Source organism: Rathayibacter sp. SW19, from assembly GCF_030866825.1.
Classification (GTDB): Bacteria; Actinomycetota; Actinomycetes; order Actinomycetales; family Microbacteriaceae; genus Rathayibacter_A; species Rathayibacter_A soli.
The window spans coordinates 3553987-3569967 of sequence record NZ_CP133020.1 but is presented as its reverse complement, the minus strand read 5'-3'; the positions used below and the strand labels follow the sequence as shown (position 1 = coordinate 3569967).

Here is a 15981-nt window from a genome sequence, read left to right as displayed (position 1 = left end):
AGGAGAACCTAAACACGTTCGAACCAGTATGGCAAGCGGCAAGCGGCAAGCGGCAAGCGGCAAGTGTCAAGTGACCAGTCGGCGGGCGGGCGGGGTCTAGTCGCCGGCCGCGTTCCATTCGCTGCGCAGCATCGCATAGACGCCGGTGTCCTGCCAGCGGCCCTTGAGCATCAGGTTCTCTACGAAATATGCTTCCTCGCGCATGCCGAGTCGGCGGCACAGGTTCACCGAGGCGGTGTTCTGTGGTGTCAGTTCAGCCACAATCCGATGGCATTGCACCGTCTCGAAGCCGAGCCGGAGCAGGGCACGCGCCGATTCCTGCCCATAACCGTTGCCGAAATAGTCGGGGTGGAACATCCAGCCGATCTCCGCGCACTGGTGTTCCGCCCTCGCCAGGGAGAAGTACAGCTCACCGAGCACCGCCCCATCCGCGACACGCTCGACGGCCAATCGCCAGTCGTCGCCGTCCTTTTCGAACCGAGTCGCAGCGGATGCCGCGGCCACCTTCTCAACGACCGTCGCGCGACTGCGCGGCTCGAACAGCAGGTATTCACACACGTCGGCGCGTGATTGATACGCGTGGACGGCATCCGTGTCTGCCGGGGTCATCAACCGGATGCGCAACCGCTCGGTGGCTAGCGGCTCGCGGAATTCGTACGGGATCATGGCTGAGATCCTACGGGCCACCTCAACGCCCGTCGCATCGCGTTGCGTTGACTACTTCACCGGCAGGCTCTGCTCCGAGTGGAACACATTGTGCGGGTCCCACTTCTTCTTCACGCTCAGCAGGCGATCGAGATTCTCACCGAAGTACTGCTGCTGCCAATCCCGGATGCTGCGGTTCGGGAAGTTCTGATAGCTCTCGTTGACAGAGTCCGGCTTCATGACGGCGATCACCTCGTCTGTCCAGGCAAGCAGATCGTCGCTGACGGACTTCGGTGCAATGTTCTCCCACACCGGCGACGGTCGCCACATGTTGGTCATGCCGCGATGCACGTATGCGGTCTCCGTGCGCGAGAACTTATCCATCACGCTGCCGCCGATCCAGCCGAGCATGAACAGTGCGGCATTGTTCGAGCTCGACCGGCTGGGGGTCTCGGCGATCAGATCCACCATCTTCTGCACCGTGGCGGCCGGCAGGGCCGCCTTCGTATAACGCGAGATGTCGCCCCACGAGTGATTAGGCGACTCCGCTGTGGTGAAGATCTTTGCTGTCGTCCAGAACGGTTGCACCACGATCTGCTGCTTGGCCGGCGGCGATGCCTTCAACAAAGGCCCGACCAAACCGAGAAAATCGTCTTTGCTTCCGAGGAACTGTCCACGCACCATGACGTCGATCGCCGCGCGCGGCCCGGCCGCACCAACCGGCGTGGCCTGCGCCATCGCCGAAGCCACGAACTCGGGCGGTGCGCTCTGTTCCAACTCGTCGAACGTGGAGAACATCGCGAGGGCGGCATCCGCACCGGTCCAATCGAATCGGTAGTAGACGATGTCGCTGGTCGGCACAGGCACCAGGTCGTATTCGAACGACGTGTTGATGCCGAAGGTGCCGCCCGTGCCGCCTCGACTGGCCCAGAACAGGTCGGCGTTGGTGTTGCGGTCCGCCGTGACGATGTCGCCGGCAGCCGTCACCATGCGCGTCTTAGTGAGGTGATCGGAGGTCAGCCCAGCCCAGTGAGTGTGGTAACCGATGCCACCGCCGAGGGTGAGGCCGCCCATGCCGACGCTCAGGCAGGTGCCGCCGGGAAGCAGCAGTGGGCCACCTGTGCTGGCCTGGAAAACATCGCGATTGGATGCTGCGCCACCGGTGATCGCCGTGGCGGATCCGGTGTCGATCTTCACCGCGTTCAGCCGGCTGAGGTCCACGATCAGTCCAGTCGTGGTCGAGAGCCCTGCATAGTTGTGCCCGCCACCGCGCGCGACCGGTTGGATGTCGTATTTCTTCGCCCACTTCACGCAGGTCACGACATCCTGCTCATCGGCCACACGGGCGACCACCATCGGCACGGTGTCGCGGTAGCGTCCGTTGGTCGGCATCCACGCGTCGGTGAATCCGGGCTGGCCCGGAAGGAGGAGCCTGCCATGCAATTGCTTCCTCAACTCATCCAGAGCTTTAGCCTCGATGGTGACCCAGTCGCCGCCTGTCGTGCAGGCGGTGAGGCCGAGGCCGAGTGTGGCGAGGGTACCCGCCACGAGAAACTGGCGGCGAGAGGGTGTGGGCATACTGCGTCTCCTTGTGTCGCTCACGCGACGATTTCGAGGCTCTCCATCATTCCGAGATCCTCATGAGCGAGCACATGGCAGTGCTCGACGAACTTTCCGGTGAAATCGGTCAGGTTCATCACGAAGGTGAACGAGTCACCCAGCCTCGGGCCGAGCACGAACGTGTCGCGCCAAAGCGGCTTCTCCAGAGCGATGCCGTTGATCTTGATCACCTTGAACGAGTTGACGTGCACATGGAACACGTGCACAAAGCCCTCATCGGCACCATTGATGATCGTCCACTCCTCGGCAGTGCCGCGTTTCATCGTGTACGGCGGGTCATCCGGGTTGAATGCGCGGCCGTTGATGCCGAAGCTGACGAACGAGTGATCAGGCAGCCGCTGCACGGTGTAGCGGACATCGCGGGTGCGCACCACCGGGAGCATCTTGGGGTTGTACGCAGGAAGGGTGCTGGGCAACGCGAGCTCCGGACCGGTCCCCTTGACGATGACGGTGGCGACGACCCGTGGCACCAATTCGGGCGAAACGGTTCCGTTCTTTCCGGGCGGTTGAATCGTCTGCGGCATGCCGGGCACGAACGGTTTCTGGCTGGAACCGGGCGAAAGCACCAGATCGTATGAGCCTGCCGCACCGGCCTTCACGAGCACGTCCACCCGGTTGCCGGGGCTCAACAGGGTATCGAGCGCTGGTTCCGGTGCCGAGAGAGTCATTCCGTCCCACGCGATCTGATTGAGCGAGTGCCCCGCCATGCGCAACGAGGCGAGCTTGCCTTCCGCCGCATTGAGGATGCGCCAACGCTGCACCTCACCCGGATACATGGTGATCGTCGGTTTGTAACTGCCGTTGACGGTCCAGAAGATCTGCGTGCGAGGAAAGAACGCTTCGCTCTTGCTCGGGTCGGGGATCGGTGCCTCTTCCTTGAACTCGGAGCCGAGCTCGATCGCCTGCAGCACTAGCACTTTTTCTTTTGCTGCGGCGATTTCTGGAACCTCGTCGATGTCGCCCCTGACGATGAGCGCGCCGGCCATGCCGCCACGCACCTGCTGCGTGACCGCCCCTTGGCGATGTGGGTGATACCAGAAGAATCCGGCTTCGTGGTCGGTTGGGATGTGAATGTCATAATCGAACGATTCGCCTGGCGCGATCGAGATGAACACGTTGTCTTGGTGGCCGGACGGGGACACGTGCAGGCCGTGCGTGTGCAGGTTGGTGTTCGTCCAGACGTGCGGCCGGGTGAGGTCGGTGCCGTGATCATGGTGGCTGGATTCGGCCGGGCTAGTGCCGGCCGTCGCAAGCGACGGCATCCGATTGTTCAGTGTGATTTTCAGACGATCGCCGGGATGCGCGACCCACGTGGCGCCGGGGATCGCACCGTTGTAGTTGTAGCTTTCGATCGCCCGGCCGACGCCGATGTCGGTCGACGCCCAGACCGGTTTCAGTTCGGCGGTCAGCGTGCCGTTCATGCTGCGGATGACGGGCGGCTGACGCAGCTCGATCGGGCCGAACGGCCGCGCTGGAGTCTTCGGGGTTGTGCACGATGCGAAGGCGAACAGCCCACCCGCTGCCGTGACCGTTGCCGCGAAGCCGATGGCCAAGACGTGGCGACGGGTGAATGCGTGGGCCGTGCGAACCTCTCCTTCTGACAGCGCTGGGAATAGGCTGCCTGTCCACGTTTTATCGCCCATGCGATCGCTGCATGAACGTTGAGTAAAATGTGACAGCGCTTCCACGTTAGGCCGAACGCGGCAACGCGTGCAAGCGCCGAGTTGAAGCGATTACTTCAACAGGCGTGACAGCACGCGGTCCGCGAGCGGCTTGCCCCCGGTCTGGCAGGTCGGGCAATACTGCAGCGTCGAATCGGCGAAGATCACCTGGCGCACGGTGTCCCCGCAGACCGGACACGATTCGCCCGCGCGGCCATGCACCTGCATGCCCGACTTCTTCTCCTGCTTCAATTCGGATGCCGCCAGGCCGTCTGCGCGCGCGATCGCAGCCCGCAGCGTTGCCTGGAGTGCGTCGAAAAGCCGGGAGGCGTCATCCGGTGGCATTGCAGCGGGCTTGAACGGCGACATCCGAGCGGCGTGCAGGATCTCGTCGGAGTAGGCGTTGCCGATACCGGCGATCACCGATTGATTGCGGAGGACGCCTTTGATCTGGGCGCGCCCCGCTGCTGCAAGGATGTCTGCGAATACCGAGAGCGTGAAGTCGTCGGCCAGCGGGTCCGGCCCCAAGCGGGCAATGCCGGGCACCTCGATCGGGTCGGCGACGATCCAGATTGCAAGCGATTTCTTCGTGCCGGCCTCTGTGATGTTCAAACCGGACCCATCTTCAAGGATGAGCCGGGCGGCGAGTGGTCCTCTGCCCGGACGCCCGGTCGGCGGGGGAGGCGGCCCATCGCGCCAGCGGATCCAGCCGGCGCGCGCGAGATGGACGATCAGGTGCAGGTCGCCGACCGTGATATCGAGGAACTTGCCGTGATGTGCAACGCCTGTGATGACCCGACCCGAAAGTGCCGAGGCGGGCGGGTCGAAGGTCTTCAACGCAGCGAATGAGACGAGTTCGAACCTCTCGAGAGTGTGCCGGATCAGGCGGGCACCCAGGTCAGAGGCGAGGGCGTGGATCTCGGGGAGCTCTGGCACCCCTCCAGTGTCTGCCCGACCCCTGACAAGGTCAATGCTGACAAGGTGAATGCGGACAAGGTCAATGCTGACAAGGTGAATGCGCACAACGTCAATGCGCTGAGGGTGGGTGCGGGGCGAATTCAGCCGAATTGCCTCTCGCGCCTGAGCCCAGGCGGGGCCATAATCGACACGAAGCAGGCGGCCCCGCAGACACGGCGGCGCTGCACCTGCACCGAACAGAGAGCACCGAACAGGGAGCATCGATCATGGTCACTCGCCTCAATCCGTACCTCAGCTTTCGCGACAACGCGCGGGAAGCATTGGAGTTTTATCACACAGTCTTCGGCGGCGAGCTCACCCTGAACACGTTCGGCGACTTCCATGCCAGTGAGGATCCCGATGAAGCCCAACTGATCATGCACGGCATGCTGTCAACTGATGGCGGCCTCGATCTCGCCGGGGCGGACACACCGAAACGCCTGGAGTACACGCCCGGTAACAATTATTCGATCTCGCTCAGCGGGGAGGACGAAGCCGAGTTGCGCGGGTACTGGAACGCACTGATCGACGGCGCAACGATCACGATGCCGTTGGAAAAGGCGATGTGGGGCGACACGTTCGGTATGTGCACAGACAGGTTCGGAGTTAGCTGGATGGTGAACATCTTCGCTGCACCAGAAGAGGCCGCTGCCGGGTAGGGCAGCGGCCTCGTCGTGGTTGCGCGACCGGCTATACGACCGGATGCTGCGTGGTTTCGACTGCGCGACCGGTCGGCGATGAATAACCGGCTGCGATCGATGCATCGTCTTCTGCGCCCGGCTCGGTGGCCGCCTGGCCTTCGAATTCTCGCCCGAGCAGCACGGCGTCTGCGCCGTTGGTCTCCAGGCTGTTCGGATCGATCTCGCGGTCGATTGTGGTGGCCAGCGGAACCTCTTTGACGAAGCAGAGCAGAATCACCGCGATGATGATCAACGGCACCATGAACAGGAAGATAGGGGCCAACGCGTCGTTGTACGAACCGATGATGATGTCGCGTACAGCTTTCGGCAGTTCTTTCACAGCGGCCGGCGTCAGGGCGTTCGTCGAACCGGTCGCGCCTTGTGCCGCAGCGGGCATCCGTTCGGTCAGCAGGTTGACCAGGCGCGTGGCGAACAGGCTGCCGACAACGGCGGAACCGATCGAGGCCCCGATCTGACGGAAGTAGTTGTTCGACGCGGTAGCCGTGCCGACCAGTTTGTTCGGGAAGGTGTTCTGCACCACCAGTACCAGGATCTGCATGCACAGTCCGAGCCCAAGGCCCATCAGCGCCAAGTACAGGCAGATGACATACACGGGGATGGCCGCCGTCATCGTGGACAACAGCATCAACGCTCCGGCGACGATGATCGTTCCGGAGATGAGCGACCACTTGTAGCGGCCGGTCTTGCTGACGATCTGGCCTGAACCGATCGAACTCACCAGCAGTGCAGCCATCATCGGGATCATCAGGAATCCGGCTTGCGTCGCGTTGGCTCCTGTGACCATCTGCAGGTAGGTCGGCAGGTAGGCGAGCGTGCCGAACATGGCGATTCCGATGATCAGACCGGCAACCGTGGTCAGGTTGAAGTTGCGTTCCTTGAACAGATACAGCGGCATGACCGGTTCGGACACGCGGCGTTCTACGAACACGAACAGGATCGCTGCGACGATGGTGGCGGCGATCAGAAGAATGATCTGCGGGGAATTCCAGTCGAATTTCACTCCGTTGACCGTGGTGCCACCGAGAGTGGTGACCAGCACAAGACAGGTGGACGCGATGGCCAACAGCGCCATGCCATAGACGTCGAACGACGCCTTGCGCTTCGGCTTCTTGGACAGGCGCAGGAAGAACACGGCGGAGATGATCGCGAGGATGCCGAGCGGGATGTTCATCCACAGACCCCAGCGCCAGCCGATGCCGTCGGTGAACCAGCCACCGAGCAACGGGCCGGCGACGGAGGACAGGGCGAATACGCCGCCCATGATTCCCATGTACCGGCCACGTTCGCGCGCCGGAACCACGTCGGCGATGATCGCCTGAGAGAGGATCATCAACCCGCCGCCACCGAGGCCTTGAACGGCCCGGCCGATGATCAGCCAGGTCATGTCGCCGGCCCAGCCGCCGATGATCGAGCCGACGATGAAGAGGCCGATCGCGAAGATGAACAGGCCTTTACGCCCGATCAGGTCGCCGACCTTGCCATAGATCGGCAGCATGATGGTTGAAGCAAGAATGTAGATCGTGATGACCCACACCATCTCGTTCACACCGTGCAGCTCGCCGACGATCGTCGGTAGTGCCGTGCTGAAAATGGTCTGGTCAAGGGAAGCAAGCAGCATCGTGACCATGAGGCCTGCGAACACCAGCAGGATGCTGCGTTTGCTTGTCGGTGTGGCGTCCGTGGATGCCGGAAGGGACTGTGTCTGAGTCATTGGAGTTTCTGGATTACCTCTCTGACGAGCGTGACAGCTCGTGTTTCAACATGACACGAAGGCACGTTCGCCGATCGCGTCGATCGTTGCGCCGTCCAAGCCGTCACGCAGCACGAGCTCGAGTGCAGCCGCTTTCAACTGCGCACGGGCCTCTGCGCGTTTCCGATCGCGAAGCGTTGGGGCGATTGTCTGTTGCACAAGCTAAATTATTGCACTCGCTGCAGAGATGCGCAAATGCAAGCTTACACTAATGCAACGGTGAGGTCACACGTTGCACGAGCGCGATCGCTGCGCCAAGTACGTCGCTCGGGGTGCTGGTGTGCTGACTCATCGCCCACTTGCGCATGGCGAAGTGCAGCACGCCGGTTGCAAGCGCGGTGAACATGCGCGCTTCGTCGTCGAGTTCCGTCTCACTGCCGACCCGGCCTTCACGTGCGAAGCGTCGGAGCACGAGAGCGACGAATTGGTCTTCAGCATCCGTCATCCGGGCCATCAGCGCCTTGCTCAACTCGGGGGTGGCCATGATCAGCTCACGTCGTGACGTCATGAGTTCGATGTCGAGTTCCTGGTCGACGATGGCGGCGGTGATCACGGTGACCAGATCGCTCAGAAGGTTTTCACCGCCCCCCGTGAGAAACCGGGCGACGTCTTCGTCTGACGGGGTGGCTGGAAGCGCCCCCAGAAAGACGCCCTCCTTCGATCCGAAGTAGTTGAAGAACGTGCGCTGCGAGATCTGGCCTGCCTCGCAGATCATCTCGATGGTGGTGTTTTCATACCCGTGAGCGTGGCCGAGTTCGAGCGCAACGCGCTCCAGCGCCAAACGTGCTGATGCACGCTTGCGCTCACGGAAGCCGGTTTCGGGCTGTTCCGAGTCGGCCATGCCATCTCCTCATTCGTAACGCAACGCATCAATCGGGTTCTGGCGCGCGGCGCGGCGCGCGGGCAGCGTTCCCGCCAGGAATGCGATCACCATGACGACGCCGATGATCACGGCGATCGAACCCGGTGTGAACAGCATGACATGCAAACCGGGCAGCCCGGACAGCACGGTGCGTGAGAGCGCCGAGCTGACGAGGGAGCCCAGCCCGATCGCCACCGCCGCGCCGATCGCGCTGCCGAGGAATCCGATGAACACCGCCTCTGTGCTGAAAAGCGCGTAGACCTTGCTTCCGCTCATGCCCATTGCTTTCATCAAGCCGATCTCGCGGGTGCGCTCCTGCACGCTCATCAGCAGCGTGTTGATGATGCCGAAGCCTGCTGCGACGAGGGCGATGATTGCGAAAGCGTCGAGCACACCGATGATGCCGTTGATCACCGTCTCGAAGGAGCCGATCTGGTCGGCTACTGTCTGGGCGGTGAAGCCCTTGGCATGCAGATCCTTCTTGATCGCGTCGATCTGGGCTGTTGTGGCGTTGCTCGCGATGTGTGCGGTGGCGACGGCGTAACCGGTCGTCTTCGCCGCCGGCCTCCCGGTGGTCTGCACGGTGTGAAGCGCATCGGTCAGGTGCTGGTTGAAACCGAGTCCTCCGCCGATCAGTGTCGTATTCTGAACGCCGGCCACTGTTGCCGTGACCTGGTGCTGTGTGCCGAGGTAGTCCGTGACGCCGAACGTAAGGGTGTGACCGATGGCATCGTTTGCAGTGGCGAATCCCAGACTGCCGAGGTAGCTGATCGGCAGAAGAACCTGGTTCGTGCCGCCGCCTGAATCCAGCTGACTGCCCGCCGCCAGATCCGCCTTCGTGAACGCTGCCGTCTGATTGACAGTCACCTGATATTTGCCGCTGGTGGCGCTTTGTACGTAATCCGGTGACACTTGAACCAGCGGGTTCACATCGAGGATGCCGGGGATTGCCGCGATCGTCTTGACGTCGCTCGAGTCGAGTGTGGCAACGCTGATCCCGGCGGCTGCTGCCCCGCCGCCGAAACCGCCGGATCCGCTGACTTTGCTTGGGTCGTATTTGGCGGGGCCGGCATCCGGTTTCGTCGCGGCTGCCGTTTTCGTGACCGTCAACACGTTGGCTGCGCCGATCGACGCGACCTGAGTGTTGATGTAGCTGGAGACTCCCGCACCGATCGCGCTCGTGATCGTCAGCGTGAATGCGCCGATGAAGATGGCGATGACGGTGAGGGTCGTGCGCAGTTTGCTGCGGAAGCTGTTGCCGATGGCCGTTCTCACGATGTCGACGAATTTCATGAGATGCGCTCCGCTTCGGTCTCTTCGAGGCCGTCGTGGATGAAGAGTTGTCGGTCGCAGCGCGCCGCCAACGCCTGATCGTGGGTGACCAAGATGAGCGTGATCCCTTTCTCGCTGTTCAGTGAGAACAGGATGTCCTCGACGATCTTTCCTGTCACGCTGTCGAGGTTGCCGGTCGGTTCGTCGGCGAAGATCACCTTGGGATTGTTCACGAGTGCGCGCGCGATCACGGCGCGCTGTTTCTGCCCGCCCGACAGGTTCCCCGCCTTGTTCTTTGCCTTGTCGCCTAATTCGAGTTGCTCAAGCGCAGCCATCCCGCGAGCCTTGCGTTCCTTTGGAGCGATTCCGGCGATTTTCAGCGGAAGCACCACATTGTCGAGCACGGAGGCGTTGGCAGTGAGAAAGAACTGCTGGAAGACGAAGCCGAAGTCGCGGTTGCGCAACCGATTCACCTCCGCAGCACGCAGAGCGCTCGAGTCGGAGCCGTCGACGAGCACCGTTCCGCCGTCAGGGCCGTCGAGTAGTGCCAGCAGGTGCATGAGCGTCGATTTGCCCGACCCGCTCTTTCCGACGATCGCGATGGATTCGCCTGCATTGATCTCGAGGGACACGCCCTTGAGCGCATCGAAGCGATTGGAACCGCGACCATATGACTTTCGGATGTCGCGTGCAGCAAGAATGGGGGAGTTCATGCTCGAGGTTGTCTTCTTTCAGACTGATTTGCGTGCGGATGTCTGCACAGATGCCCGCGCTGTGAATTTTGCAGGGCATGCAAAGTTAGCGTAGACGTCGTGAGATATGGGCTTGCTGGGAACCCAGCGTGCTCGCAGCGCGTGCTGTCAGCGTTGGGCAAGCGTGAAGGGGAGCACGGGTCCGGATCCGGCGTCGCGCAGGGCGCGTGCGGCGATGGTCAGCGTCCATCTGCTGTCTGCGAGGTCATCGATGAGCAGCACCGGTCCCGGTGGCTCCGTTGGCACGAATCCAACCAGGAGATCGGCGGAATCAGGTCGGGGTGGCTCGAGTAGGTCACTCCGAGCGGCCGGCGTCGCATTGATGGCTGCCAGCGCCGCGCGCATCCCGTTTGGAACGATGAGGCGTTCCCACACGGACGCGAGCCGATAAGCGCTGTTGCCGCCCGGGCCGCCGCTCGGCCCTCCTGCGGCCGGTTCGAGCGAGCCGAGGTAGGGCAGTCTGCCGAGTGCGGCGAGTCCTGCTGCAAGCGAGCCGACGAGTTGTGGGCGGCTGCGTGACGGCACGGATACGACAGCTATCGGCCGCGTCGCCCAGTTCCACTCGCCGAGCGCGCGGGCGCACGCGTTCAGCAGTGCCTCGTCGATCGGGGCGTCCGCGGTCGCGTTGTCGGTGGAGCCGCTGTCGGCTGAGTCGCGGTCGGCGGAGTGGCTGTCGGCGGAGTCGCTGTCGGCCCGCGGCGCGAACAGCGCTCGCAGTCGATTGCCCCAGCCGAGATCGGTCAGGCGGGCCAGCGAGCGCCCGGTGACGAAATTCTCGGCCACGGGAATCTTTCCGGACACCCGGATGCCGAGGGCGGCCATTCCACTCGGCCACAGCGAGCGCGGTGCGAGCTCGACGCCCACCCTCTCGAGTGCGTTCGTGGCCGTGCCCAGCGCATCCGCGGCAACGTCCTCGGGATACCAGACACCGGCGCAACGGTCGCAGCGACCGCACGGCCGGGCATCCGGATCATCGAGTGCGCGTTGCAGAAACTCCATACGGCACCCGTCGATCTGCTCGTATTCGAGCATTGCGGCCGCCTCCGCGCTTCGTGCCTGCGCAATCCGGGTGTAGCGCTCCTCGTCGTAGTCCCATGGGACGCCTGTGGACTCCCAGCCGCCGCGCACCCGCCGCACAGCGCCATCGACATCGAGCACTTTGAGCAGCAGTTCGAGCGTGTTGCGCTTGAGGTTCACCCGGGTCTCCAGCGCCGCCGTCGAAAGCGCTCCTGAGGCAGCATTCAGAGCCTGGAGCACCTGTGTGACGCGCTCGCGGCTTGGCATCGACGCTGTGGCGAAGTACGCCCAGATCGCCGGATCTTCATCGCCGGGCATCAGCAGCACGTCGGCATGATCGGTCGCACGCCCCGCACGGCCGACCTGTTGGTAGTAGGCGACCGGCGAAGACGGCGCCCCGAGATGGATGACGAAGCCCAGATCGGGCTTGTCAAAGCCCATGCCGAGTGCGCTCGTGGCAACGAGTGCTTTGACCTCGTTTTGTTTGAGCGCCGTTTCCGCCTCCTCTCGCTCGGTCGGTTCCGTGCGGCCTGTGTAGGCGCGCACGTTGTACCCGGCGTCCCTCAACACGGTCGCGGTGTCTTCCGCAGCGGACACCGTCAAGGTGTAGATGATTCCGCTGCCAGGCAGTTCGTTCAGATGCGAAATCAGCCAGGCGAGCCGCGCTCCCGGCTCGCGCAGCCGCAGCACGCCGAGCCGAAGCGATTCTCGGGCGAGGGAACCGCGAATGGTGAGCACAGCATCCGCTGCACTGTGCTGCGCGCTCGCCCCCAACTGCTCCGCGACATCCGTCACCACGCGAGAGTTGGCAGTAGCGGTGGTTGCGAGCACGGGTACGCCAGCAGGAAGAGTCATGACGAGTTCGCGCAACCGGCGGTAGTCGGGACGGAAGTCGTGACCCCAGTCCGAAATGCAGTGCGCCTCATCGATGACCAGCATGCCCATGCGCGCGATCAGGGTGGGCAGCTGTTCTTCGCGGAATGTCGGGTTGTTCAGGCGTTCGGGCGAGACGAGCAGCACGTCGACGTCGTCGGCATCGAGCGCGGCCCGAGCGCGACCCCATTCCGTCGCGTTGGCGGAGTTGATCGACACGGCGCGCACACCGGCGCGGGCGGCTGCGGCGACCTGATCGCGCATCAGCGCCAGCAGTGGCGAGACGATCACGCTCGGTCCGGCGCCCCGCCGCCGTAACAGCAGTGTTGCGACGAAGTACACCGCCGACTTGCCCCAGCCTGTGCGTTGCACGACGAGTGCCCGCCGCCGATCGGTGACGAGCGCGTCGATCGCCTCGAATTGCCCGTCGTGGAAGGCGGCCTCCGGTGAGCCGACCAGCGTGCGCAGAACCTCCTCCGCCTGGGCGCGCAGGCCTGGCTCGGATGTCAGAACGTGCCCGGATACCGGCTCGGGCGCGGGTGCTACGTCGGTCATGCCTTCAGAGTGTCATAGACCATCGACACTCGCTCGCACCGGTTGTGCGGCCTGTGCACAACAGCGGTTCGATCGTCCTGTGGAGGACAGCTTCAGCACCTATCCGGGCGGCAGCGGCGGTGTGACGAGGAAGTGCCAGCCGAGCCACCACCAGAAGACGAGGATCGTAATGCGGGCGGCACGGGAGGCCATCACTTTGTCAAGGAGCGTGCCAAGCGGCGCAGTCTTGTCCGGGTTGCGCCGCGAGTCGACGACCAGCAGCAGCGCGAACGCTCCGCACGCGATGAACCCGACGATCGTGACCGCTCTACTCATCGGGGCGTCTTCTACTCATCGGGGGCGTCCTCTGTGCAGTAGTGCCGCACCGCCGAGCAACCAGAGTGCGGCGCCCGCGGCCAGGCCGATTGGATTGTTCATCAGCGGAACGATCAGGTCGGACAGCGCCGGATGCGCGAATACTGCGGCGGCGGATGGCATCCCGAGAAAGAACGATCCAATCTCCCACAGGCACAGTGTGACCGCCATCGCCGACCAGAGAATCGCCGCTCGCCGGATGGCGCGCGCGGGCGACTCATTCCTGGCGCCGGCCTGTGCCCGGTCGGGCCGCGCTCGGTCAGACTGCGCTCGGTCAGTCGGCGCTTGGTCAGACTGCGCTCGGTCAGTCGGCGTTCGATCGGCGGATGCTCGCTCCGCCGGCTCAGACCACGCGAACGGGATCAGCGTGACTCCGACACCGACGACAATGACGCCATCCGCGAAACTGAAGCGCGGAAGGAACGTCAGAAACGCGACGAGAATGACGCCGACCGAGAATGCCACGACGGTGCGCGGTGTACGGGCCAAGCGCGCGAAGCGCAGCAGGCCGAACGTGTCCAGGGTCAGCGCCAATGCCGCGCCAACGAACACTGCGCCGTCAGCCGGTGCCCCGCGGAAGAACTGGAAAGCGCTGGTCAGGCACAGTATGGCGATCCAGGGTACGTCTGCGCGCATCCGCTGGGCGATTTGCGCACGAGTATCCCGGGCACTCGGAGTTTCTTGATCGCTCGTCATGGGGGTCATCGGGGCGGCGGGCCTATCGATAACCACCCTCGGCCTTCAGCGTACTCCGATCATTGACACAGCCGATTAATGACACCGCCGGCCGCCGACACCGCCGGTCGCCCAATTGCGCATGTGGCGCAATTCCCGGATGTGCGCTGCCACACCCCATCGATACGGTGACGATCACACGACGCCGTGGGCAGGCGCGTGATTACGATGCGGTCGCCACTCCGGCGTCGCCACAAGGGTAAGGGGCACACCATGAAAGCAATCAAGAGAAGGATGGTCGGCGCGTTTGCGGCGCTGACCACCGTCGCACTACTGAGCACTGGATGCGGGCTGCTGCCGCAGAATTCCGGCGCGGATCGGCCAGCGGCGACAGTTTCGCCCGCTGTGGACAAACCGGCGGGATTCAAGAAGTCGAGTGTGAAGGTGCAGGTGCTGTACGCGACCAGTAACGGCGGCGGTGGTCATTCCACGCAGGAGATCGCCGTGAGCCCTGCGAAGGGCGGCAACACCGTCGTCGACTTCTCGGAAGACGAAGTGGCCGGCTTCGGTGACATGACTCGGGCGGCATCCTGGAACGCTGTCACCGTGGCAACGCTCCTCACCGGCGCGCCGCTGGGCACTCGCTATCGGTTCGCGTTCACCGGCCAGATCGACGGCCCGAGCGCCGGTGCGTTGACCACCGCGGCGATCCTGTCTCTCTACTACGGTGACACGATCGATCCGAAAACGACGATGACCGGAACGATCGACCCAACAGGAACGGTCGGGCTCGTTGGTGGCGTTCCGGAGAAGATCCAGGGTGTGATCGATTCGAAGAAGTTCAAGACTGCTCTGATCCCAATAGGGCAGCGCAATTCCTACGACATGGATGGGAACTTGGTCGATGTTGTGAAATTGGGGGCGTCGAAGGGTGTGAAGGTCGAAGAGGTCGGCGACATCTACCAGGCGTACAAGAAGCTGACAGGCAAAGCGCTTCCCGCGCCGCAGCTGGGCGACAGCCCGAAGATCAGCGCGAACGGCTACGACAAGCTGGACAACGCGGGCAAGGAAGCGCTGGCACGCTTCAAGCGGGCAAAGTCGGACTTCGGAGCGCTCGATCCCGTCATCCAGGAGATGGGCGAACCGCTGCTGGCAGAAGCGGACGATCTCGCGATTCGCGCACAGAACCTCGCACGGCAGGGGCTGCCGGGCGGTGCGTTTGCCGAGGCACATCAGGCCGCCGTGTTCATGGAGGCGACGCACCGCACGTTCACAACGGTGCAGAGCCTGTTCTTGAACGGCGAAGGAGCCATCGACACGTCGCTGAACGCATCGCGGACCGCTCTCGACGACTTCGCTGCATTCATGGGCAAACTGGGCGCCTACCATCCGAAATCGGTGACGGATGCCGAGGCGCTCGTCGCCGCATACGGTGAGGCGTTCGACGCATTCGCGCTGATCAAGTTCGCAGACGCGGCCCTGCTGTCGATGTTTCAGAACTACGCGAAATACGACGGTGTCGATACTTTCCTCGAAGACGCACTCGTGATGATCCTGTATCTCGACCTTGCGCAGGGGCAGCTGGAGTTCGCGAAGTCGACGTTCGACGTGGGCCGCGATAACAGCGGTGGCACCGTGGCAAAGGATGTGAAGCTCAGCTCCGTCGGGGCGTTCTTCCGCAAGGCTGCTAACGCCAACTGGCAGGCGTTTGACTCTGGCATCATCCAGCCGATGGCACAGGACCGTGGAATGTCCAACGATGTTCTGCGCAACAAGCTGGCTGGTGTCGACTTCGAGGTGGCCCTGGCGATGAGCGGTCACGATCAGATTCAGTCGTTGCAGCGGTACATTGGGGCGAACAAACCCAACGCAGAATATGCGGCAATGGGATACAGCTACGCGAACTATGCTCGCACCGCCACGTTGCTACAGAAATACAGCGACAACGGTGTGCTCGACAACGAATTGAACATCGTCGACGTGCATTCGGAGTCCGGCCTGTCAACGGCTTTGGACCATGGACGCAACCAGGTGGTACGCGCGCTGTCCGTCATGAAGGATAAGAAGACGACCCCGGTGATCTCCGTTGCCGTCTTCGAGCAGGCCGGGTTGTCCCGTGAGGGTGCCGTGTCGGACAAGTTCACCGCGATCGCCCAATACAGCAGGGCATTCGTGCTGTGTCGCATGATGGCCTTCGTCGGCGGGTTTCCGTCCGCCGGATACGGACGCTGAGACTGAGGCATGAAGACCAGTCCGCCCGCAGCCGGTGACGCCCTAGCCGTTCTGC

The 15981-nt window shown here is 63.2% G+C and carries 14 protein-coding genes; 2 read left to right on the top strand and 12 right to left on the bottom strand.

All coding sequences use genetic code 11. The features are described 5' to 3' along the window. Positions 1 to 96: 96 nt before the first annotated feature. From QU604_RS16680 to QU604_RS16665, 4 genes are all read right to left on the bottom strand, one after another. Positions 97 to 666, bottom strand: coding sequence for a GNAT family N-acetyltransferase (locus QU604_RS16680; RefSeq protein ID WP_308465739.1), 570 nt, complete (start codon positions 664 to 666; stop codon positions 97 to 99). A gap of 51 nt (positions 667 to 717) precedes the next feature. Then, positions 718 to 2223, bottom strand: coding sequence for an FAD-binding oxidoreductase (locus QU604_RS16675; protein ID WP_308465738.1), 1506 nt, complete (start codon positions 2221 to 2223; stop codon positions 718 to 720). A 20-nt stretch (positions 2224 to 2243) separates the two neighbouring features. After that, positions 2244 to 3908 carry a multicopper oxidase family protein gene (locus tag QU604_RS16670; protein ID WP_308465737.1) on the bottom strand — a complete coding sequence of 555 codons (1665 nt, stop codon included), beginning with the start codon at positions 3906 to 3908 and terminating at the stop codon, positions 2244 to 2246. Between the two features lie 90 nt (positions 3909 to 3998). Further along, complete coding sequence (locus QU604_RS16665) at positions 3999 to 4862, bottom strand: Fpg/Nei family DNA glycosylase (protein ID WP_308465736.1); 864 nt, start codon at positions 4860 to 4862, stop codon at positions 3999 to 4001. A 248-nt stretch (positions 4863 to 5110) separates the two neighbouring features. Here QU604_RS16665 and QU604_RS16660 point away from each other — a divergent pair, with 248 nt between their 5' ends. Then, a complete protein-coding gene (locus QU604_RS16660; RefSeq protein ID WP_308465735.1) occupies positions 5111 to 5542 on the top strand; it encodes a VOC family protein in 432 nt (143 codons plus the stop codon). Positions 5543 to 5573: 31 nt separating this feature from the next. On the opposite strand, the gene QU604_RS16655 is transcribed toward QU604_RS16660, so the two are convergent. The 8 genes from QU604_RS16655 to QU604_RS16620 all read right to left on the bottom strand — a co-directional run bounded on the left by QU604_RS16655 (position 5574) and on the right by QU604_RS16620 (position 13715). Beyond that, complete coding sequence (locus QU604_RS16655) at positions 5574 to 7295, bottom strand: MDR family MFS transporter (protein WP_308465734.1); 1722 nt, start codon at positions 7293 to 7295, stop codon at positions 5574 to 5576. 45 nt (positions 7296 to 7340) lie between these two features. Further along, a complete protein-coding gene (locus QU604_RS16650; protein WP_308465733.1) occupies positions 7341 to 7493 on the bottom strand; it encodes a hypothetical protein in 153 nt (50 codons plus the stop codon). Positions 7494 to 7542: 49 nt separating this feature from the next. Then, complete coding sequence (locus QU604_RS16645) at positions 7543 to 8175, bottom strand: TetR/AcrR family transcriptional regulator (protein ID WP_308465732.1); 633 nt, start codon at positions 8173 to 8175, stop codon at positions 7543 to 7545. Positions 8176 to 8184: 9 nt separating this feature from the next. Beyond that, a complete protein-coding gene (locus tag QU604_RS16640) occupies positions 8185 to 9489 on the bottom strand; it encodes an ABC transporter permease (protein ID WP_308465731.1) in 1305 nt (434 codons plus the stop codon). Then, positions 9486 to 10181 (bottom strand): ABC transporter ATP-binding protein, encoded by a 696-nt coding sequence (locus tag QU604_RS16635; RefSeq protein WP_308465730.1) that lies wholly within the window; start codon positions 10179 to 10181, stop codon positions 9486 to 9488. The genes QU604_RS16640 and QU604_RS16635 overlap by 4 nt, the downstream gene beginning before the upstream one ends. Before the next feature lie 147 nt (positions 10182 to 10328). Next, on the bottom strand, positions 10329 to 12665 hold the full coding sequence (locus QU604_RS16630; protein WP_308465729.1) for a RecQ family ATP-dependent DNA helicase: 2337 nt from the start codon (positions 12663 to 12665) through the stop codon (positions 10329 to 10331). Between the two features lie 99 nt (positions 12666 to 12764). Further along, complete coding sequence (locus QU604_RS16625; protein ID WP_308465728.1) at positions 12765 to 12980, bottom strand: DUF6186 family protein; 216 nt, start codon at positions 12978 to 12980, stop codon at positions 12765 to 12767. Positions 12981 to 12995: 15 nt separating this feature from the next. Then, positions 12996 to 13715 (bottom strand): hypothetical protein, encoded by a 720-nt coding sequence (locus QU604_RS16620; protein ID WP_308465727.1) that lies wholly within the window; start codon positions 13713 to 13715, stop codon positions 12996 to 12998. 252 nt (positions 13716 to 13967) lie between these two features. Here QU604_RS16620 and QU604_RS16615 point away from each other — a divergent pair, with 252 nt between their 5' ends. Next, a complete protein-coding gene (locus QU604_RS16615) occupies positions 13968 to 15926 on the top strand; it encodes a S16 family serine protease (protein ID WP_308465726.1) in 1959 nt (652 codons plus the stop codon). Positions 15927 to 15981 lie beyond the last annotated feature (55 nt).

What these genes read in the sequence shown, in the direction of transcription:
- QU604_RS16625 (WP_308465728.1), bottom strand. Translation starts at nt 12,980, where the DNA reads ATGAGTAGAGCGGTCACGATCGTCGGGTTCATCGCGTGCGGAGCGTTC.
- QU604_RS16670 (WP_308465737.1), bottom strand. Translation starts at nt 3,908, where the DNA reads ATGGGCGATAAAACGTGGACAGGCAGCCTATTCCCAGCGCTGTCAGAA.
- QU604_RS16635 (WP_308465730.1), bottom strand. Translation starts at nt 10,181, where the DNA reads ATGAACTCCCCCATTCTTGCTGCACGCGACATCCGAAAGTCATATGGT.
- QU604_RS16640 (WP_308465731.1), bottom strand. Translation starts at nt 9,489, where the DNA reads ATGAAATTCGTCGACATCGTGAGAACGGCCATCGGCAACAGCTTCCGC.
- QU604_RS16630 (WP_308465729.1), bottom strand. Translation starts at nt 12,665, where the DNA reads ATGACCGACGTAGCACCCGCGCCCGAGCCGGTATCCGGGCACGTTCTG.
- QU604_RS16620 (WP_308465727.1), bottom strand. Translation starts at nt 13,715, where the DNA reads ATGACGAGCGATCAAGAAACTCCGAGTGCCCGGGATACTCGTGCGCAA.
- QU604_RS16615 (WP_308465726.1), top strand. Translation starts at nt 13,968, where the DNA reads ATGAAAGCAATCAAGAGAAGGATGGTCGGCGCGTTTGCGGCGCTGACC.
- QU604_RS16660 (WP_308465735.1), top strand. Translation starts at nt 5,111, where the DNA reads ATGGTCACTCGCCTCAATCCGTACCTCAGCTTTCGCGACAACGCGCGG.
- QU604_RS16680 (WP_308465739.1), bottom strand. Translation starts at nt 666, where the DNA reads ATGATCCCGTACGAATTCCGCGAGCCGCTAGCCACCGAGCGGTTGCGC.
- QU604_RS16645 (WP_308465732.1), bottom strand. Translation starts at nt 8,175, where the DNA reads ATGGCCGACTCGGAACAGCCCGAAACCGGCTTCCGTGAGCGCAAGCGT.
- QU604_RS16675 (WP_308465738.1), bottom strand. Translation starts at nt 2,223, where the DNA reads ATGCCCACACCCTCTCGCCGCCAGTTTCTCGTGGCGGGTACCCTCGCC.
- QU604_RS16655 (WP_308465734.1), bottom strand. Translation starts at nt 7,295, where the DNA reads ATGACTCAGACACAGTCCCTTCCGGCATCCACGGACGCCACACCGACA.